Annotated in this window: 15 protein-coding genes; 8 read left to right on the top strand and 7 right to left on the bottom strand. The window is 69.8% G+C overall.

All coding sequences use genetic code 11. From position 1 onward, the window contains the following. Positions 1-38: 38 nt before the first annotated feature. Entirely contained in the window at positions 39-1,298 is a 1,260-nt protein-coding gene (locus ACFWF2_RS02495) for a class I adenylate-forming enzyme family protein (RefSeq protein WP_379303803.1), read from the top strand. A gap of 1 nt (position 1,299) precedes the next feature. Here the strand turns inward: ACFWF2_RS02495 and ACFWF2_RS02490 are convergent, their stop codons facing one another. Further along, positions 1,300-2,043 (bottom strand): tyrosine-protein phosphatase, encoded by a 744-nt coding sequence (locus ACFWF2_RS02490; RefSeq protein ID WP_379303801.1) that lies wholly within the window; start codon positions 2,041-2,043, stop codon positions 1,300-1,302. A gap of 400 nt (positions 2,044-2,443) precedes the next feature. Between ACFWF2_RS02490 and ACFWF2_RS02485 the strand changes: the two genes are divergently transcribed. Both ACFWF2_RS02485 and ACFWF2_RS02480 read left to right on the top strand, forming a co-directional pair. Then, positions 2,444-2,923 carry a TetR family transcriptional regulator gene (locus ACFWF2_RS02485; protein WP_379303799.1) on the top strand — a complete coding sequence of 160 codons (480 nt, stop codon included), beginning with the start codon at positions 2,444-2,446 and terminating at the stop codon, positions 2,921-2,923. Between the two features lie 47 nt (positions 2,924-2,970). Then, positions 2,971-4,149: an amino acid deaminase/aldolase gene (locus ACFWF2_RS02480; protein WP_379303797.1), complete on the top strand. Its 1,179-nt coding sequence runs from the start codon at positions 2,971-2,973 to the stop codon at positions 4,147-4,149. Between the two features lie 7 nt (positions 4,150-4,156). On the opposite strand, the gene ACFWF2_RS02475 is transcribed toward ACFWF2_RS02480, so the two are convergent. After that, entirely contained in the window at positions 4,157-4,777 is a 621-nt protein-coding gene (locus ACFWF2_RS02475; protein WP_379303795.1) for a phosphoribosyltransferase, read from the bottom strand. A gap of 10 nt (positions 4,778-4,787) precedes the next feature. Next, complete coding sequence (locus ACFWF2_RS02470) at positions 4,788-5,657, bottom strand: carbon-nitrogen hydrolase family protein (protein ID WP_379303793.1); 870 nt, start codon at positions 5,655-5,657, stop codon at positions 4,788-4,790. Between the two features lie 62 nt (positions 5,658-5,719). On the opposite strand from ACFWF2_RS02470, the gene ACFWF2_RS02465 reads away from it, so the two are divergent. Both ACFWF2_RS02465 and ACFWF2_RS02460 read left to right on the top strand, forming a co-directional pair. After that, on the top strand, positions 5,720-7,528 hold the full coding sequence (locus ACFWF2_RS02465; RefSeq protein ID WP_379303791.1) for a DEAD/DEAH box helicase: 1,809 nt from the start codon (positions 5,720-5,722) through the stop codon (positions 7,526-7,528). 143 nt (positions 7,529-7,671) lie between these two features. Continuing rightward, positions 7,672-11,235 (top strand): AAA domain-containing protein, encoded by a 3,564-nt coding sequence (locus tag ACFWF2_RS02460; RefSeq protein ID WP_379303789.1) that lies wholly within the window; start codon positions 7,672-7,674, stop codon positions 11,233-11,235. Between the two features lie 61 nt (positions 11,236-11,296). Here ACFWF2_RS02460 and ACFWF2_RS02455 read toward each other — a convergent pair whose 3' ends face one another. The 4 genes from ACFWF2_RS02455 to ACFWF2_RS02440 are packed head-to-tail and all read right to left on the bottom strand — an operon-like array spanning position 11,297 to position 14,358. Further along, a complete protein-coding gene (locus tag ACFWF2_RS02455; protein WP_379303787.1) occupies positions 11,297-12,001 on the bottom strand; it encodes an ESX secretion-associated protein EspG in 705 nt (234 codons plus the stop codon). Further along, positions 11,998-13,350 (bottom strand): WXG100 family type VII secretion target, encoded by a 1,353-nt coding sequence (locus ACFWF2_RS02450; protein WP_379303785.1) that lies wholly within the window; start codon positions 13,348-13,350, stop codon positions 11,998-12,000. Before ACFWF2_RS02450 ends, ACFWF2_RS02455 begins: the two co-directional genes overlap by 4 nt. Then, positions 13,343-13,741 carry a hypothetical protein gene (locus ACFWF2_RS02445; RefSeq protein WP_379303783.1) on the bottom strand — a complete coding sequence of 133 codons (399 nt, stop codon included), beginning with the start codon at positions 13,739-13,741 and terminating at the stop codon, positions 13,343-13,345. Before ACFWF2_RS02445 ends, ACFWF2_RS02450 begins: the two co-directional genes overlap by 8 nt. A 17-nt stretch (positions 13,742-13,758) precedes the next feature. Continuing rightward, the gene (locus ACFWF2_RS02440) at positions 13,759-14,358 is read right to left on the bottom strand and encodes an alpha/beta hydrolase (protein ID WP_379303781.1); all 600 of its coding nucleotides are present in this window, start codon (positions 14,356-14,358) and stop codon (positions 13,759-13,761) included. Positions 14,359-14,535: 177 nt separating this feature from the next. On the opposite strand from ACFWF2_RS02440, the gene ACFWF2_RS02435 reads away from it, so the two are divergent. The 3 genes from ACFWF2_RS02435 to ACFWF2_RS02425 all read left to right on the top strand — a co-directional run bounded on the left by ACFWF2_RS02435 (position 14,536) and on the right by ACFWF2_RS02425 (position 17,086). Beyond that, on the top strand, positions 14,536-15,453 hold the full coding sequence (locus ACFWF2_RS02435) for an SMP-30/gluconolactonase/LRE family protein (RefSeq protein ID WP_379303779.1): 918 nt from the start codon (positions 14,536-14,538) through the stop codon (positions 15,451-15,453). A 185-nt stretch (positions 15,454-15,638) separates the two neighbouring features. Beyond that, positions 15,639-15,866, top strand: a complete 228-nt coding sequence (locus ACFWF2_RS02430) for a hypothetical protein (RefSeq protein ID WP_379303777.1) — start codon at positions 15,639-15,641, stop codon at positions 15,864-15,866. Positions 15,867-15,868: 2 nt separating this feature from the next. Further along, the gene (locus ACFWF2_RS02425) at positions 15,869-17,086 is read left to right on the top strand and encodes a DUF6973 domain-containing protein (RefSeq protein WP_379303775.1); all 1,218 of its coding nucleotides are present in this window, start codon (positions 15,869-15,871) and stop codon (positions 17,084-17,086) included. The last annotated feature ends 42 nt before the right edge of the window (positions 17,087-17,128 follow it).

Here is a 17,128-nt window from a genome sequence, read left to right as displayed (position 1 = left end):
ACAGGTGCGGTGCTGCATCGACGTACGTGGAGGTCCGGATGGGTCAGAGCGAGCACGAACCGGGCGCGACCATCATCGAGTTCCCGGCCAAGGGCGCGGCCGGGCGGCTGACCAGGGGTTCCGACGGCATCCTTCGCTACGGAGATCTCAGCCCGGCCCTCACCGAACTGCTCGACCTGCGGGTGCACTCGTTCACCGGGCGGGAGGCGATCGTCGAGGTCGGCGGGCCGCGCCTGACCTATCGCGAACTGTGGCACAGCGCCTCGCGGATCGCGGGTGGCCTGCAGGACCACGGCATCGGCTACGGCGACCGCGTCGCGGTGCACATGCCGACGAGCGCGCGCTGGGTACAGGCCTTCCTCGGTGCGCTGCTCTCCGGCGCGGTGCCGGTCCTGGTGCCCGACTCGCTGCCCGCCGCGATCGCCGAGCGGGTGATCGCCGACAGCCGCGCCGATTTCGTGCTCGGCCCCGACGGCCCGCTGCCCGACAGCGCCGCCTATATCGATGACGGTGCGGCACTGGATGATCCGGCGCTGCTCTGCTACACCGGCACCGCGGCCAGGCGGCCGGTGCCTACCGGCGTCGAGCTGACCAACGAGAACCTGCTCTCGGCGGTGTCCTCGGTGATCGGCGCGCTCGACCTGTCCGCCGACGGCATGCGCAACCTGGTGCTGTTGCCGCTGGCCCACGCCAGCGGCTGCGTCGACCAGCTGCTCCCGACCTTCGCGGTCGGCGGCACGGTGGTGCTCGCGCCGGGCACGCGCGACCTCGCCGACGTGCTCGAGACCGAGCGGATCGACACGGTCTCGGCCACGCCGCGCATCTTCACCGGGCTCCTGCCCGAACTCACCGCACGTCAGGCCGGGGCGGGCGTGCGGCGGATCAGCAAGGCCTGTCACCGGTCCGAACGCGCCGCCGCCGCGGCGCCTGCCACGCTGACCGCGGCGCTGCGCGGGCTGTTCCCCGCGGCGAGGCAGTGGTCGGTCTGGGGCGCCACCGAGACCAGCGGCATCGGCCTGATGGTCGACGACACCGACCTCGCCGAATCCGGGTCCACCCTCGGATTCGCCTTCGGCGGCACGGAATTGGCACTGGCCGGACCGCAGGCGAGCGCGGGCCGCGGCGAATTGCTGTGCCGCGGCCCGAATGTCAGCAGGCGCTACTGGAACGACCCCGACGCCTCGATGGCCCGCTTCAGCGGAACCTGGTTCCACACCGGCAATCTGGTGAGCATCGAGGCCGACGGCCTGGTCCGCGCGGTGCTGCCGGTACGGCAGCGCCGGGTCAGCGGCCTGTAGCTCAGAGCAAGCGCGTGCGTAGTGCCTCGCGCAGCGCACCGGTCAGCCCGATCGCGCTCAGGTAGCCCTCGGTGCCGCCGTAGGTCTCGTGTACCGAGGCGTCGGCGGTGCGCAGGTATTCCTCGCGCACACCGAGCAGATCGATCGACAGCGCCCCGTCCGTGGCGATCTTCGGTTCCAGCATCATCCGCAGCGGCTCGACGGCGGCATTGCTGGCGAGGTAGTCGGTGTAGACGTCGTCCTCGGTGACGCCGACCGCGCGCAGCACGGTCGCGACCGCCCAGCCGGTGCGGTCCTTGCCCGCCGCGCAGTGCACCAGCGCGGCGCCGTCGCCCTCGGCGACCGAGGTGGCGAGGCGGACGATCGCCGCGTGCGCCTCCGGCATCACCGGGAACTGCCGGTAGACCTCGATCATGTGCGCCAGCGCCGAGGTCTTCTGCGCCTCGTGCGGCGGCGCCTCGCCCATCCTGGAGTCGAACGGGGTGACGTGCAGGCGCACGCCGTCGGGCAGCGTGTCGTGGCCGATGTGGTCGATCTCGGCGAGGCCGCGCAGATCGTGCACGTCGGTGACGCGCAGCGTCCGCAGGGTGTCGTGGCCCTTCGCGTCGAGTCCGCTCAGCTGGGCCGAGCGCAGCAGCACCCCGGGGCGCGTCGTCGTACCGTCGGCGGTGCGCAGCCCGCCCACATCGCGGAAATTGAAGGTGCCGCTGAGGGCGAACTGGTCGGCAGGAGGCGAGAGAGTCACTTGTCCAGGTTATCGACGCGACGGCAGAGTCCGCGATGGAGTTCGCGGATCCGACACACACTGTGTGGCGTCCGTTCCGCGAGGTGCCACTGTGCTGTCGCCCACAGAAACCCGGGGGCCGCCTGCGGTGACTCGTACACTCGACTTGGGGTCGGATGAGGGCGTGGGGGCGCCGGATGCAGGGAATGCGAAGTAATTCAACCGTATGGTCGGTTTTACAAAAGGTCGCATTCGGATAACAAAACAATCTTTCAGTCTGAAAAGGACGGCTGAATCAGTTCATGAATCCAGAAAACCTTCTAAGATCGAGCTCGCTGGATAGGTTGATCGCACGTGATCGATCTTCTCCACTTAGCTCGCATCGCCGCGGGCAGCGAAATTTGTTGCCGAGGAGTTGTCGTTGAGCGCCAGTCGTGAACTTACCGAAGCCGCGTTGCGGCCCGCCGTCTGCGAAGCCATCGAGCAAGCCGCCGCCAATTCGGACGCCACCGGCGTGCGGGCGCTGCGCATCCTGCTGCACGCGGGCATGAGCGCCTACTGGCCGCTGGTGAAGGCCGCGCCGGACCGCAGGGTCGCCGCCTACGAGGCCACGCTGCAAACCCTGCGGCAACGATGGTCCCCGTCGGGCGAGACCATCGGCGACCCGACAGCTACCGCACTGTTCCGGGAGATGGACGACGAAGCCGTCGCCTTCCTCGGCCTGTGCGCCAAGCACTCGGGCACTCAGTGGCTCGAGCCGATCGACTCGGTCGCCACCTACATCGTCTCGGTGCTCTACGGGGCGGTCCTGCGCTGGCTCGCCGACGGCAACGACGAGACGACCCTCGTCGTCATCGATGACCTGGTCGGCTGCCTGACCCTCAAGGCCGTCGAAGTCTGACCGGCGGGATGCTGGACGACTGACCAAATTGGTGGTTCAGTAGTCGAGTGACCCAGACGACATCGCTGCCCGGTCTGCACGCGGCGACCGCCGAGCTCGACCCGCCGCTGGCCGCCCTCGACCTGACCGCCCTCGATGCCAATGCCGCCGACCTGGTCCGCCGCGCGAACGGTGTCGCGGTCCGCGTCGCCAGCAAGTCGGTGCGCTGCCGCGCCGTGCTCGAACGCGTCCTCGGCACCGGCCTCACCGCGCAGGGCGGCTTCGCCGGCATCATGGCCTACTCGCTGCGCGAGGCCATCTGGCTGACCCGCCTCGGCGCCCGCGACGTCCTGCTCGGCTACCCGGTCACCGACCGGGCCGCGCTGGCCGAACTCGCCGCCGACCCGCTCCTGCTCAGCTCGATCACTCTGATGATCGACGACGTCGCCCAGCTCGAACTCACCCGCGCCGCACTCGGCACCGATCTGGTCCGCCCCCGCGTCTGCCTCGACGTCGACGCCGCCCTGCGGATCGGCCCGCTGCACCTGGGGACCCGCCGCTCGCCGGTGCGCACCCCCGACCAGGCCGCCGTGCTGGCCACCGAGGCGCGCAGGCGCGGGTTCGACGTGGTCGGCGTGATGACCTACGAGGCCCAGATCGCCGGCCTGCCCGACAGCAACCCCGCGGTGCGGGTGGTCAAGCGCCTGTCGGCCGTCGAGATCGGGCGCAGGCGCGGCCAGGTGCTCGACGCCGTGCGCATGGTGACCGGGCCGCTGGAGATCGTCAACAGCGGCGGCACCGGGTCGATCGAGGTGTCGATCACCGATCCCGATGTCACCGAGGTGACCGCCGGGTCCGGGCTGTACGTGCCGACCCTGTTCGACCACTATCGCTCGTTCACCCCGCGTCCCGCGCTGTTCTTCGCCACCCCGGTGCTGCGCAAGCCGACCCCGACCATCGCCACCGTGTTCGCGGGCGGCTACATCGCCTCCGGCCCCGCGGGCCCGAGCCGCGTCCCGCTGCCGGTGTGGCCCGCGGGCCTGAAGCTGCTGGGTTCCGAAGGCGCTGGGGAGGTACAGACCCCGCTGGCAGGCGGCGCGGAGCTCGAGATCGGCGATCGCGTGTGGTTCCGGCACGCCAAGGCGGGCGAGCTGTGCGAACGGTTCGACCAGATCCACCTGGTCGACGAATCGGGTTCGCGGACAACGGTTCCGACCTACCGCGGCGAGGGGCAGTGCTTCGGCTGAGCCGGCTCTAGCTCAGCAGTTCGGTCACCTCGTCGTCGGCGAGCTGATGGAAGTCGCGGTACGCCATGCCGACTCCGCCGAGTTCGGCGGGCGTCCACAGGCAGACCAATTCGTCGCACTCGCGCCGGACCCGCCGCGCGGCCTCGGGCGACGACACCGGCATCGCGACCACCAGCTGCTCGGGATCCTGGGCTCGCGCGACCCGGCACGCGGCCACCACCGTCGCGCCGGTCGCCATGCCGTCGTCGACGATCACCACGGTGCGCCCGGTCAGCGACACCGGATCGCCGGTCCGCAGCGCGTGCTGCCTGCGGGCGAGCTCGATGCGCTCGTCCCGCTCGACCTCGTCGAACGCGTCCTGGGAGACCCCGCTGCGGTCGATGACATCCCGGTTCAGCACGAGCACACCGCCCTCCCCGAGCGCCCCCATCGCCAGCTCCGGCTGCCAGGGCAGACCCAGCTTGCGAACCAGCAGCACGTCGAGCTCACCGCCGACGATCGAGCACACGGCCGCGGCCACCGGGACACCGCCGCGCGGGAGCCCGAGCACCAGCGGATGCGAGTCCCGCAGGTGCTCCAGGGCCGTGCCGAGGACGCGGCCCGCCGCTGCTCGATCCGGGTAGACCACGTCTCGAACGCTACTCCGCGGCGGGCTCCGGCGAAACGCGCTCGGTGATGGCGAAACGGCGCAGCGCCAGGCTCGGGTTGGCGGTGCGGACGCGGGCGATGTGCGCCGGGTCGATCGTCGCGGTGAGCACGCCCAGCTCGTCGCCCAGTTCGGCAAGAACGGCACCCGTGGGGTCGACGATCATCGACGCGCCAGAGCCATGCGGCGCGCATTGATCGGCGGCCGCGACGTAGATCGTGTTCTCGATCGCGCGGGCGCGCAGCAGCGTCGTCCACTGGTCGACCTTCGCCGGGCCGGGAATCCACTGCGCGGCCAGCAGCAGCACCTGCGCGCCCGCGGCCGCGACACGCCGGCATCCCTCCGGAAAACGGAGATCGAAACAGGTCTGCATGCCGAATATCACACCGTCGACGGCGAAGGTGGCGGGCGCGACGAGCGGGCCGGCTTCGACGACATCGGATTCCAGATAGCCGAACGCGTCGTACAGATGCACTTTCCGGTACACCGCGACGCGCGCGCCGTCGGGCCCGTGAGCGACGAGCGTATTGCTGATCCTGGTCGCTCCCGGCGTCGGCTGCTCGACGACACCGGCCACCAGATAGACCCCGAATTCCGCGGCGAGAGCGCTGAGTCCGGTGGTGAACGGCCCGTCGAGCGGTTCGGCGATCGCCACCACCCGCTCATCCAGGCGGGTCACCGCAAACATCGAGTATTCGGGTGCGAGCACCAGCCTGGCACCCGCCTCGGCGGCCGTGCGGACGTGCTCACGCAGCGTCGCCAGATTGGCCGCCGGGTCGGTCTGGGGAGCGAATTGGACGACCGCGATCGGCACCTCGGCGGGCGTCGGTTCCTGATGTGCTGACCCGTTGGGCAGTTGCATAGGTCTCACCGTATTCACCCGGTGGCCGGGACAGCTACCGTCAGGCAGTAAACTGCTGGTCAATGAGTACCAATGAGGTCGACAGCGTTCCTGCCGACGACGACAGGCACGAAGAAGGCCCGACATTCGCCGATCTCGGGATCGATGACCGCGTCCTCGCGGCCATCGCCGATGTGGGCTACGAATCGCCGTCCCCGATCCAGGCGGCGACGATTCCCCCGCTGCTGTCCGGCGCGGATGTGGTCGGCCTCGCCCAGACCGGCACCGGCAAGACCGCTGCCTTCGCGATCCCGATCCTGATGGGTCTGGACACCGCCCAGAAGAAGCCGAGCGCGCTGGTGCTCGCCCCGACGCGTGAGCTCGCCATCCAGGTCGCCGAGGCCTTCGGCAAGTACTCCTCGCACATCCCCGGCCTGCACGTGCTGCCGATCTACGGCGGGCAGAGCTACGGCGTGCAGCTGTCGGGCCTGCGCCGCGGCGCGCATGTGGTCGTCGGTACGCCGGGCCGCGTGATCGACCACCTGGAGAAGGGCACGCTGGATCTGACCCAGCTGCGCTACCTGGTGCTCGACGAGGCCGACGAGATGCTCAAGATGGGCTTCCAGGAAGACGTCGAGCGCATCCTGCGCGACACCCCGAACGACAAGCAGGTCGCGCTGTTCTCCGCGACCATGCCGGGCGCGATCCGCAAGATCTCCAAGCAGTACCTGAACGACCCGGTCGAGATCACGGTCAAGTCCAAGACCCAGACCAACACCAACATCACCCAGCGTTATGTGCAGGTGTCACATCAGCGCAAGCTCGATGCCCTCACCCGCGTGCTCGAGGTCGAGGACTTCGAGGCGATGATCATCTTCGTGCGCACCAAGCAGGCCACCGAGGAGCTGGCCGAGAAGCTGCGCTCGCGTGGTTTCTCCGCCGCGGCGATCAACGGTGACATCGCGCAGAACCAGCGTGAGCGCACCATCGGCCAGCTGAAGTCGGGCGCGCTCGACATCCTGGTCGCCACCGACGTGGCCGCGCGTGGTCTCGACGTCGAGCGCATCTCGCACGTCGTCAACTACGACATCCCGCACGACACCGAGTCCTACGTGCACCGCATCGGCCGCACCGGTCGCGCGGGCCGCTCCGGTCAGGCGCTGCTGTTCGTCGCGCCGCGCGAGCGTCATCTGCTCAAGTCGATCGAGCGCGCCACCCGGCATCCGCTCACCGAGATGCAGCTGCCCAGCGTGGACGACGTCAACGCGACCCGTGTCTCGAAGTTCGGTGACGCGATCACCGAGAACCTGTCCTCGGACAATGTGGCGCTGTTCCGCAAGCTGATCGAGGACTACGAGGCCGAGCACAACACGCCGCTGGTCGACATCGCGGCGGCGCTGGCCGTCGGCGGCTTCGACGGCGACAACTTCTTCATGGAGCCCGAGCCGGAGCCCGCGCCGCGCCGTGAGCGCGATCGTGACCGGGATCGGGACCGGGAGCGCGCCCCGCGCCGCTTCGACGACGAGGACCGCGCTCCTCGCGGCCCGTCGTTCTCCCGCGAGAGCGGCCAGGAGCTGGCGACCTACCGGATCAGCGTCGGCAAGCGGCACCGCGTGGTGCCCGGCGCGATCGTCGGCGCCATCGCCAACGAGGGCGGCCTGCGCCGCAGCGACTTCGGGCACATCAGCATCCGGCCCGATTACAGCCTCGTCGAGCTGCCTGCCAACCTGCCGAACGAAACGCTGGAAGCGTTGCGCCGCACCAGGATCAGCGGTGTGCTGATCCAGCTGCAGCCCGATCAGGGCCCGCCCTCCCAGCGGCTGAACGCGCGCGGCCCGCGGCGCGATCGCGAGGCGCGTCCGCGGACCGAACGGCGCAAGCCGCGGTTCTGACGCCGGGCGCCTTCGCAGGGATCGGCGAAGGCACACCCCGTGGCGAAGTTCGACATGCCGCGGGTAGCGCCCTGGTCGCCCGCGGTGCTGGTTAAGGTGTTTGCCGTCGGGTGTGCGTGAACACAGGAGGGCCGCGTTTGTTCGTGTCCGGTGATCGGGTGATCGGTGCCGTCGGCGACCTCGTGCGCGCCGCGGACTGTGAGTTCGCGCTGCTGCGCGCCGTCGACGCGGCCCTCGGCAACCTCCCCGGCGCGCCGGACGCCGCTGTCCCTGTCGTCCGCACGGCCGAGGTGGCGCCGGAGTTGCTGCGCCACCTCGGTGACGCACTGATCCGTATCCCGTCACCCGAGGTGCCCGGCGCTTCACCCGCCGACCGGATCACCGCGCTCACCACCGCCGCCGAACAGACCATGGCGGCGCTGCGTGACGGAGCCGCCGCCATCCACGGCGCGGTCTTCTTCGACGGCCGATTCGCCTGCGGCGCCGACCTTCTTGTCCGCGATGCGGGAGCGCAGCGCTACACGCTGCACACCGCCATCGGATCTGCCGAGGTCGGTGGCGATCCGCGTGGTGGTTTCGGGACTGACGTGCCGGACGAGCCCGACGGCGAGCTGCACGGTGATCTCGGCTCCCGGCCGGAAGCGCCCGGGCTCGTGGACAATGCGACCGCCGCGTCACTTCTCGAGCCGCCGACGCCCGCGCCAACCGACGCGCGATTCGCTTCGCCTCGCGATGATTTCCGCGCTCTGCGTCGCGAGCTTGCTATAGGCCGGACGCCGTTCGAGCGGGCCACCGCGTCGGCCGGCGCGCTCGAGGTCGACACTCCTCGTGCATCGTTGCGTGCCCGAATCGCGTTCGCGGCGTGCGCGGAGGCGCTGACCGCCGCAAAGATCGGCATCGATCCGTGGGCGTCTCTGTCTACACCGACAGGGGAGCAGCGCGTGCGCACCGATGAGCTCCGGTCGGTGTACCTGGCGCGGCGGGCGCGGGTGGAGCGGATTGTCGAGGAGAAGCTGACCGAGCTGCTGCCGGTGCAGTGGGGTGATCCGCGCTACCTCGCGTGTGGACGATGCGCGAGCTGTCGCGTGGCCGCTGCGACCGCGCGGGATCTGTTGCTGGTGGCGGGGATTCGGCCTTCCCAGCGGGCGCGGCTGCGCGAAGCCGGTGTGCTGACGATCGACCGGCTCGCCACGACGACCACACCGGTCGCGGGTCTCGCTCCGCGCACGGTGACCGCCCTGCGCCGCCAAGCCGAGATCCAGGTGCAGCGGGAGCGCACCGGCGAGCCGGTCTTCGCCCTGCGCGATGCCACCGCATTGGGTGCGCTGCCCGCGCCGAGCCACGGCGATCTCGCACTGATCGTCGACGTCGACGAGCGCGGCGCCGTCACCTCGGTCGAACTGTCCGACGCGAGCTCGGTCGTCTATCGCCCCGCGATCAGCCGGGCGCGCGCGCCGCAGGACGACTTCGACCGGTGTACCGGCGCCGACTCGACGGGTGACGTGCTCGACGAACTGCTCGACATCATCGGCGAGCACCGCGCCGCCGACCCGCGGGTGCGGGTGTACCACTACGGTTCGGCGGTCAGGACGGCACTGCTGGACTGGTCGGGCCGCCTCGGCACCGGCGCCGACCTGCTCGACGAGCTGCTGGCCGACGGCGCCCTGTTCGATCTGGCGCCCATCGTGCGCACCGCGCTGCTGATCGGCGAACAGTCCTACGACACCACGGGTTTGGCCGGGCTGTTCCCCGCCACCGAGAGCCGCGCCACCACCGTGCTCGCCCTGCGCGACTGGCTGCTCGCCCGCGCCGCCGACGCGGGTGTCGACGTGCCGGGCACCCGGTTCGCCGTCGCCGAGTCCGACGCGCCGCCGTCGCTGCGGCCCGGTTCGCTGGAAGCCGCGCTCGCCGAATTCGCCGCCGCCGCCGAGGGCGACGCGGCCCGCGCCGCCGCGCTGACGGCCGCCGTCCTCGGCTACCACCGCCGCGAACGCCAGCCCCGCTGGTGGGCCCACATCGACCGGCTCGGCCATCCCGTCGGCGAATGGGCCGACGCGCCGGGCGTGCTGGTCGCCGAGTGGGGCACCGTCGACACCAAATGGCATCGCACACCCCAGCTTCCGACGATGCGCCGCTACCTGACGCTGACCGGCAGGCTCGGCACCGGCGCGACGCTCACGCCGGGCACCCAGATGGTCACCATCTACGACGGCGCCGCCGCGGCGGGCATGACCCAGACCCTCGGCCGCCGCGCCACCGCGACGGCGACCGTCCTCGGCTGCGCCGTCGACGCGAACTTCGACGACACCGTCCGGCTGGAGGAGCTGCTGCCCGCGGGCTGCCCGCCCTACGACGACCTTCCCGCGGCCATCGCCCCCGGCCCGCCCGACGGCGAAGCCGATATCGAAGCGGCACTGGAGTTCACCGCCCAGGACCTGCTCATGACCCTGCCTTCGGTCCCCGAGAACGCCGTCTACGACCTGCTCCTGCGCCGCGCGCCCCGCCTGCGCGACGAGCCGGCGCTGCCGGAGGTACACGGCGACGTCGCCGCGGCACTGGCGAACGCGGTGGGCGCCCTCGACGCCTCCTACCTGGCCGTGCACGGCCCGCCCGGTACCGGCAAGACCGGCACCACCGCCCGCGCGATCGAACGGCTCGTCACCCGGCACAAGTGGCGGATCGGCGTGGTCGCGCAGTCGCACGCGGTGATCGAGCGGATCTTCGACGCCGTCGTCGATGCCGGGTTGCTGCCCGAGCTGGTGGCCAAGAAGGACGTCGCCTCGGTCGGCCCGGAATGGTCGGCCATCGATGCCGATCGGTACCCGCGGTTCCTCGACAATGCCGTCAACGGGTGCGTGATCGGCGGTACCACCGCCGATTTCGTCGACGACACCCTGATCGCGCCGGAGGCACTGGACCTGCTGGTGATCGCCGACGCGGGGGAGTGCTCACTGGCCGACACCGTCGCCGTCGCTGTGAGCGCGCGCAACCTGCTGCTCATCGGCGATCCGGTGCCTGCTCCCGCGCAGGCGGCGCATCCGGAGCGGGTGCAGGTCTCGGCGCTGGAATGGCTGTGCGACGGCGCCGCCACCCTGCCCGCCGAGCGCGGCTACTTCCTCGATCGCACCTGGCGCATGCATCCCGCGGTGTGCGAGCCGGTGTCGGCGAGCTGCTACGACGGGAAGCTGCGGGCCAGCGAAACCATCACCCTCGCCCGGGATCTGGCCGGGATCGCGCCCGGCGTGAGCACCGTGCTCGTCGAGCATCGCGGCAGTGCCACCGAATCCGATGCCGAGGCGCGCGAGGTGGTGCGCCGGGTGCGCGCCCTGCTCGGGGAGACCTGGACCTCCGGCGGCCGGGCGCGTCGGCTGCATCCGCACGACGTGTTCGTCGTCGCGCCGTACGCCGCGCAGGTCGCGCGAATCCGCACCCTGCTGGCGCGCGCCAAGATCGAAGACGTCCTGGTCGGCACGCCCGACCGGTTCCGTGGCCGCGAAGCCGCCGTCGTCGTGCTGTCGATGACCACGTCCACCCCCGCCGACGCGCCGTTCGGGATGCGACCGTTGTTGTCGCGCACCGTGATCCACGCGACGCTGTGCCGGGCGATGTGGAAGGCGATCGTGATCCGCTCGCCGCTGCTCACCGAGTACCTGCCGGACACACCGGAGGAACTGGCGGCCCTAGCCGGATTCCTACAGCTGGGCTAGCCCGTCCACCCGCGCCGGGCATGCGCTAGCGTTCACCGGTCTCCGGTCGGCTGGGCCGTGTTCATACACTCCGCAGCAACCTGCGCAGCCAGTCGGCCGCGCATTCCGGTGTGGCAGGCGCGATGTCGACGTGGTGTGCCGCGTGCACCAGGTAGCGGCCGTCGCCGGTGACGTCGATCCAGGACAGCACGCCGGTCGGTGCTTCGTCCCGGCCTTGGCCGACGAGTATCTGTCCGATGCCGGTGCGCGGGCGCTGCAACAGCTTGCGGATGCGGGCGGCGTCGGACGGTCCGGCGACGGGTGCGGTGACCAGGTCGCGGCTGTCCTCGCGCACCTTGGCCGCGAGTGCGGAGATCCGGTGGCCGGTCCCGACGAGCTGCGCGGGAATCCGCGAGAACACCTGGGCGGCGAATCGTTTCGTGCTGCCGACCTGGACGTGGACGCTGCCGCCGCGGTCGTCCGTGCTGCCCGGCTCCTGCACGGCGAGCACGGCGACGTCACCGGTGACGGCGCCGAGCATCCGGACCGGCGTGGCGGCCCGCCCGCAGACTTCGACCCGGATCTCCGGCTTGGCGAGCACCCGCAGCGCCGCCGACAGGTCGGCGTCCAGGGTCCGGGCGCACCAGGCGTCGAGCGCGGGCCGCTCGGCCGCGCGTTCGGCGGTGTCGCGGGCCGAGGCGCGCACGGCGAGCGGATACGGGATCCGGTCGCCGTCGATGCGCGCCCAGGCCAGCGCGAACTGGTCCGGCGTGAGGTGCCAGTTCACCCCCGCTCGGTCCACTCACCGAGCACGGCGGGACTGGTCGGCTCCATCTTGCCGATCAGCGCGTTGACCTCGTCGGCGGGTTCCAGATAGGTCGGTTCCTCGTCGAGGAACCGCAGGAACTCGTCGTCGTCTTCCAGGTCGTCCTCCTGCGATGGCTGCGGACGCGGACCGTTCGGGCGGGTCGTATCGGCGGCCATCATCGCCCCGCCCATCATGCCGCCGATCGCGCCCGCGCTCATGCCTGCCGCGGCGTCGCCACCGGCGGCGGCTGGGTCGTGGCCGGTCGATGCCGTCGCAATGTCTGTTCCGGAGTTCGCACTGCTGGTGGACTGCTGCCCGCCGGCCATACCCGTCGCGACGGGGTGGGCTGACGCGGCGGAGACTTTGTCATCCGAGGGCTGTCCGGCCGAGCGACGGTCGCGGCGGGTGCGCGGGTCCGCCGAGGGAACGAACCCGGTCGGAGCGGCCGAGGCGGTCGCCGCCGGGCTGCCGGCCGGCGAGGTCGCGGCGCCGCTGTTCGACTGCACGATCTGTGCAACCTGCGTGGGCGCTTCCGCAGCCGCGACAGTCGCCGCCGGTGCGACGGAAGTTCCTGTCGGCGTACCGTTTCCGCCGCTCGACTGTGCACCTGCCGCGGTCGTATCGGCCTCGGTACCTGCCGTCGCCGCCGGTGTTCCGGCACCCGAGGCGGTGTCGGTCGCGGTCGTGACCGGCACGGTCACGGCCCCGGGTTCGGTGGTGGAGAGAGCCCCCGCGGCACCATTCGACACGGCCGCAGCGGGCAGCGCCCCTGGCTCCGTGGTGATGTCCGGGAAGGCCGGAACCCCCGACCCCGTCGGTACGAAAGCCCCCGCGTAGATCGACTCCATCGCCCGCACCGCGTCGAGGCGGGCGTTCTCGGCCTGCCGCACGATCGTGGCATTGTCCGAAGCCTGCTGGGAATCCAGTAGTGCCGCTGCCGGATCGGGCTGCACCCCATCGGGTTCCGCGATCGCGGCACGCACCGACTCGGCGGCATCGCCGGCCTGGCTCAGCCGAACCCCGACCGCGGTCAGCACATCGGCGATCCGCCTGCCCGCCTGCTCGAAGTCACGCACCGCGTCGCTCGCCTGCTGGGCGGCGGCGCCTCTCCACCCGTCGGCGATCGCGGCCCTGATCTCGCTGTGCGCGTTCTCGACCTCGTCACCGAGCCCGGTCGACGCGGCCAGGAACAACTGGCCGGCACCGGCCAGCGCCGCCGGATCGAGCTGCCGGACAGCCTGATAGATCTCGGCGTGCGAGAGGTTGTCGAAGACCTCGACGGTGGGGCAGTAATCGGGATCGGTGCCCGGTGCGGAAATGCTACGCATGGCTCGCTCCCGGAACCTCGATCGCGGCGACCGCGCCCGCCAGCGCCTGATCGCCTTCCTGATAGGCGACGCCCGCGGCGCGGAAGACGGCGGCGAGCGCCCGCGCGGTGCTGGCGTAGGCGCGCAGCTGTTCCAGCGCGTCCCCCGCCTTGCCCTCGAATCCGGTGCGCAGCGCGGCACCCGAGGCGAGTCCGCCGAAACCGGGAATCACCTCCGCGCCGCCGAGCGCCTGCACCTGGGCTTCCACCGCGTCGGCCAGCCGCTCGTAGCGCTGGGCGCAGCGTTCCGGTGCACCGTCGGCGACGAGCACGCCGTCGATCCACAGTCCACCCTCGTCCACGGCCTGGCCGAGGGCCGCCGTATTCGGCAGCCCCGTTCGATTCGGTTGCACCGTTCCCCCTTCGTCGTTCATCGCACCGCGGCCAGTACCCACTCGGCGATATCGGCCGTCACGCGCTGCTGCACCGGTTCGTGCAACAGGTCGTGTCCGGCGTCGGCGTACTCGCGCAAATCTACCGATCCGTGCCGCGCTGTCCATAGCCGGATTACATCGATGGGCGCCCGCCGGTCGTCGGCTCCGTGCACCGCGAGGACCGGCAGACGCGGGTCCGGTGCGATCTCGGTGGCGCGGCGTGGCGTGCCGCAGAGGACGAGTCCGCCCAGGTCGCCGGGGTTTTCGGCGGCGACGGCGAGCGCGGTGACGGCGCCGAGCGAATGACCCATCAGCACCGGCGCCGCCGCTGTGACCTCGCCGAGCAGTCCCCGTGCGTCGGCGGCGAGCTCGTCGATGGTGCCCGGCGCATCCGGATCGCCTTCGCTCAGGCCCTGACCCGCGGTGTCCAGCGTCCACAGCTCGATCCGCGCGAGCCGTTCCAGCGTGGTGGCGAAACGGTGATAGTGCCCGCTGTGCTGGCCGGTGCCCGGCAGCAGCACCAGCGTCGCCGCCGGCGCGTCGACGGACCACCGCCGGTAATGCAGCCGTCCGCGGGCGCTGTCGAAGTAGGGCACGCACCGATTATGACCGCCGGGCGAATTGTCGTGTGCGACAGAACCGGTGCGCGATACCGTTGCTGTGCACGATGCGTGGTGTCGACGCGGTTCGCTGTGCAGAGTGGGCACACCACTACCCGTTGGTAGCCGTTAGACTTCGCGCGTCGAGCTGGGTCAACTGAGTCGAGGTCTTGCATGTCGTCGTTCCGCCGTTGCGTCGCCCACGTTGCTGTCGGCGCGGCCATCGTGACCACCGCTTCGCTCGGTACCGGCCGCCCGGCCGCCGCCGCCCCACTCACCAACTGCGGGCAGGCGCGCCAGGATGTCGCGATCCGCTCGAGTGTGCCGCTGCTGGACTGGTCGGAGAACTTCGGCCTCGACACCGCCGGGAATCTCTGGGTCGCGCGGGTCATGCGCGGCGAGGTGCAGCGCTACGACCGCGAGGGCAGGCTGACCGCCACCGTCGCGGTCGCCGCGCCCGGCGCGGTCCGGCTCGGCCCCGACGGGCTGCTCTATGTCGTCACCGGCAATTCGCCGCTGGCGGGCTCGGGCGGGATCGTCCGCTTCGACCCGATGGCGGCCGACCCGGTGCCCGCCCCCTTCGCCACCGGCTTCCCGCAGCCCAACGGCGCCGCGTTCGACGCCGACGGCAACCTCTACGTGACGACCGCCAACGGCCTGCACCGGCTACGCCGCGACGGCAGCGAGGACATGGACTGGTGGGCCCGCGTGAAGGTAGAAGGCTCCAACGGCGTTGTGGTAGCCGGTGATTCGGTCTACGTCACCGCCAACTTCGTCGCCACCGACGGCGCGCCGGTAGGCAGGGTGCTTCGCCTGTCCCGCACGAACCCGGCCGACAGCACCACCGTCGCCGACCTGACCTCGTTCGGCACCCTGCCCGATTTCGTCGACGACCTGGTCGTCCGGGACGGCGCGCTGTACGTCACCACCCTGGCCGGTCACCTGGTCCGCGTCGACCCGAAGTCGGGCGCCGCGTGCACCGTCGTCTCGACGCAGCCGTTGACCGCGGTCGTTGCCGACCCCGCCGACTCGTCGGCCCTGCTGGCCGGATCCGAGGAAGGCACCGTCCTGCGCATCCGCCCGAGCGCCTAGGCCCGGGCGACTGTTGTCTTCTGGCCAGCCGCCCTGATCCGCAGTCGATCCTGAGCGCAGGCAGAACGACGACGCGACCAGTAGGCTGGTGTCGTCCCGCACGTAGGGATGGTTCACGTGCACCACCCCAGCGTGGCATGCGCACGAGGGAGCTCGCACGCCACCTTCGTAGCCATGCCAGCACAATGAGCATCAAGCATCCCATCGCCCAGCTGAGTCGGGATGCCGCCCGCGAGAACATGGCATCTTCCAACCTCGCCGTAAAGGTTGAGGAGTCCTTGAAAGCGCTGGACACGGCATTGAAATACCATATCCGCCGCCTGAATGAACACGGTGATGCGATCCAGAACGCAGCTGATGCATTCGAACGCGGCGATCAATCATGGGCCGACGCACTCAATAGTGGGAGATGACCATGGTTGAACAATTGACGGTTCCTGTAGTCCTGAAATGGGATCTGCGCTACCTGAAACAATGCGTAACCATTATGCGGGAAACCGCGACTTCCATCGACACCGAAGCGAGCGGTGCTGGCCAGAAAAATGCGCAGTCAGAGCCTTTTTTCGCAGGTCAGGCTGGAGACGTATCCCGTACGCGCGGTGCGGACGACAAATTTGACACCATCGCAACTTCGGATGTACTCGAGAACCTTGCCGACAGTCTGGACCTATATGTTGGCGAATTGGAAACCAATATAAATACAATTCGCGAACAGAAACGGCAAGCCGAGAGTTCGACATGGGATCTCTATGTGACCGATGATGGCCATGTAAAGTCTCGAAAATCGAACTGGGAGACGATGCTGGAGAATCCGCTGTTCGGCGCGGCGGCCGTGGCAGCCAAAGAATTCTGGACCACACGGTATGACAATTTGATTTCAGCCGCCCTGACCTGGGTTCAGCGCGTGGATCAAGAGGGTGCAGAACTCTATATCAGAAATATCGAAGGCCTGTCAGATCGAACAAAGCAGGAGACCGTCACTACACCAACCGATCCGGAACTCGCCCGAATCCTCAGGGACAACCAGGTCGATTCCTCAGGTGAGCCCCCTCGCCTCTGGCCAGTCGGGTTCATCGCTGATGCACTCGAGGAGAACGGAATCCAGATTTCACCCTCCTTGTACACCGCAGAAGAAATAGCGGCGATGGAGCGCCTCTATTATACGCAAGGAATAGGTGCAGTCGGACAGGCCTTGTCGTTTCCCGACCAAGCAAGGCAAGCCGCCGAAGAATACTCTCCAACCACCGAGGCGGATGGTCAGGGAGATGCCTTCCGGCACATGTATTGGAACGCGCTCATGTCGCAGAAGTTCGGTGAGGAGTGGACGGAAACGTACGCTACTGCACACGAAATGACTGGCGGAAACAACCCGCACCGCGAGGCGATGGACCTCTGGAACAACGACCTAGGCAGGAAGATCGGTGCCGCGAATCCGGATGCATCCCCCGAAGAACTGCAAGCGCTAGTTCGTCAGGAAGTTGAAAGCGGAAAGGGTGTCGTGATCACTGCGAAGGACGCGACGGGCAACCAACTGCCTGCCGACCAGGTGCAGTTGTCATGGAGTCGGTCGACCGACCCCGGAGTTACTGGACCGCCAGCGGGTGTCGGCATCCCGCTCCCCGGAGGAAAGTAATGATTCAGAGACTTTCAGGAGACTTGATCCTCGTTCTCGGAT

Source organism: Nocardia sp. NPDC060259 (assembly GCF_042728775.1).
GTDB lineage: Bacteria > Actinomycetota > Actinomycetes > Mycobacteriales > Mycobacteriaceae > Nocardia.
This window is presented reverse-complemented; position numbering and strand designations above follow the sequence as displayed.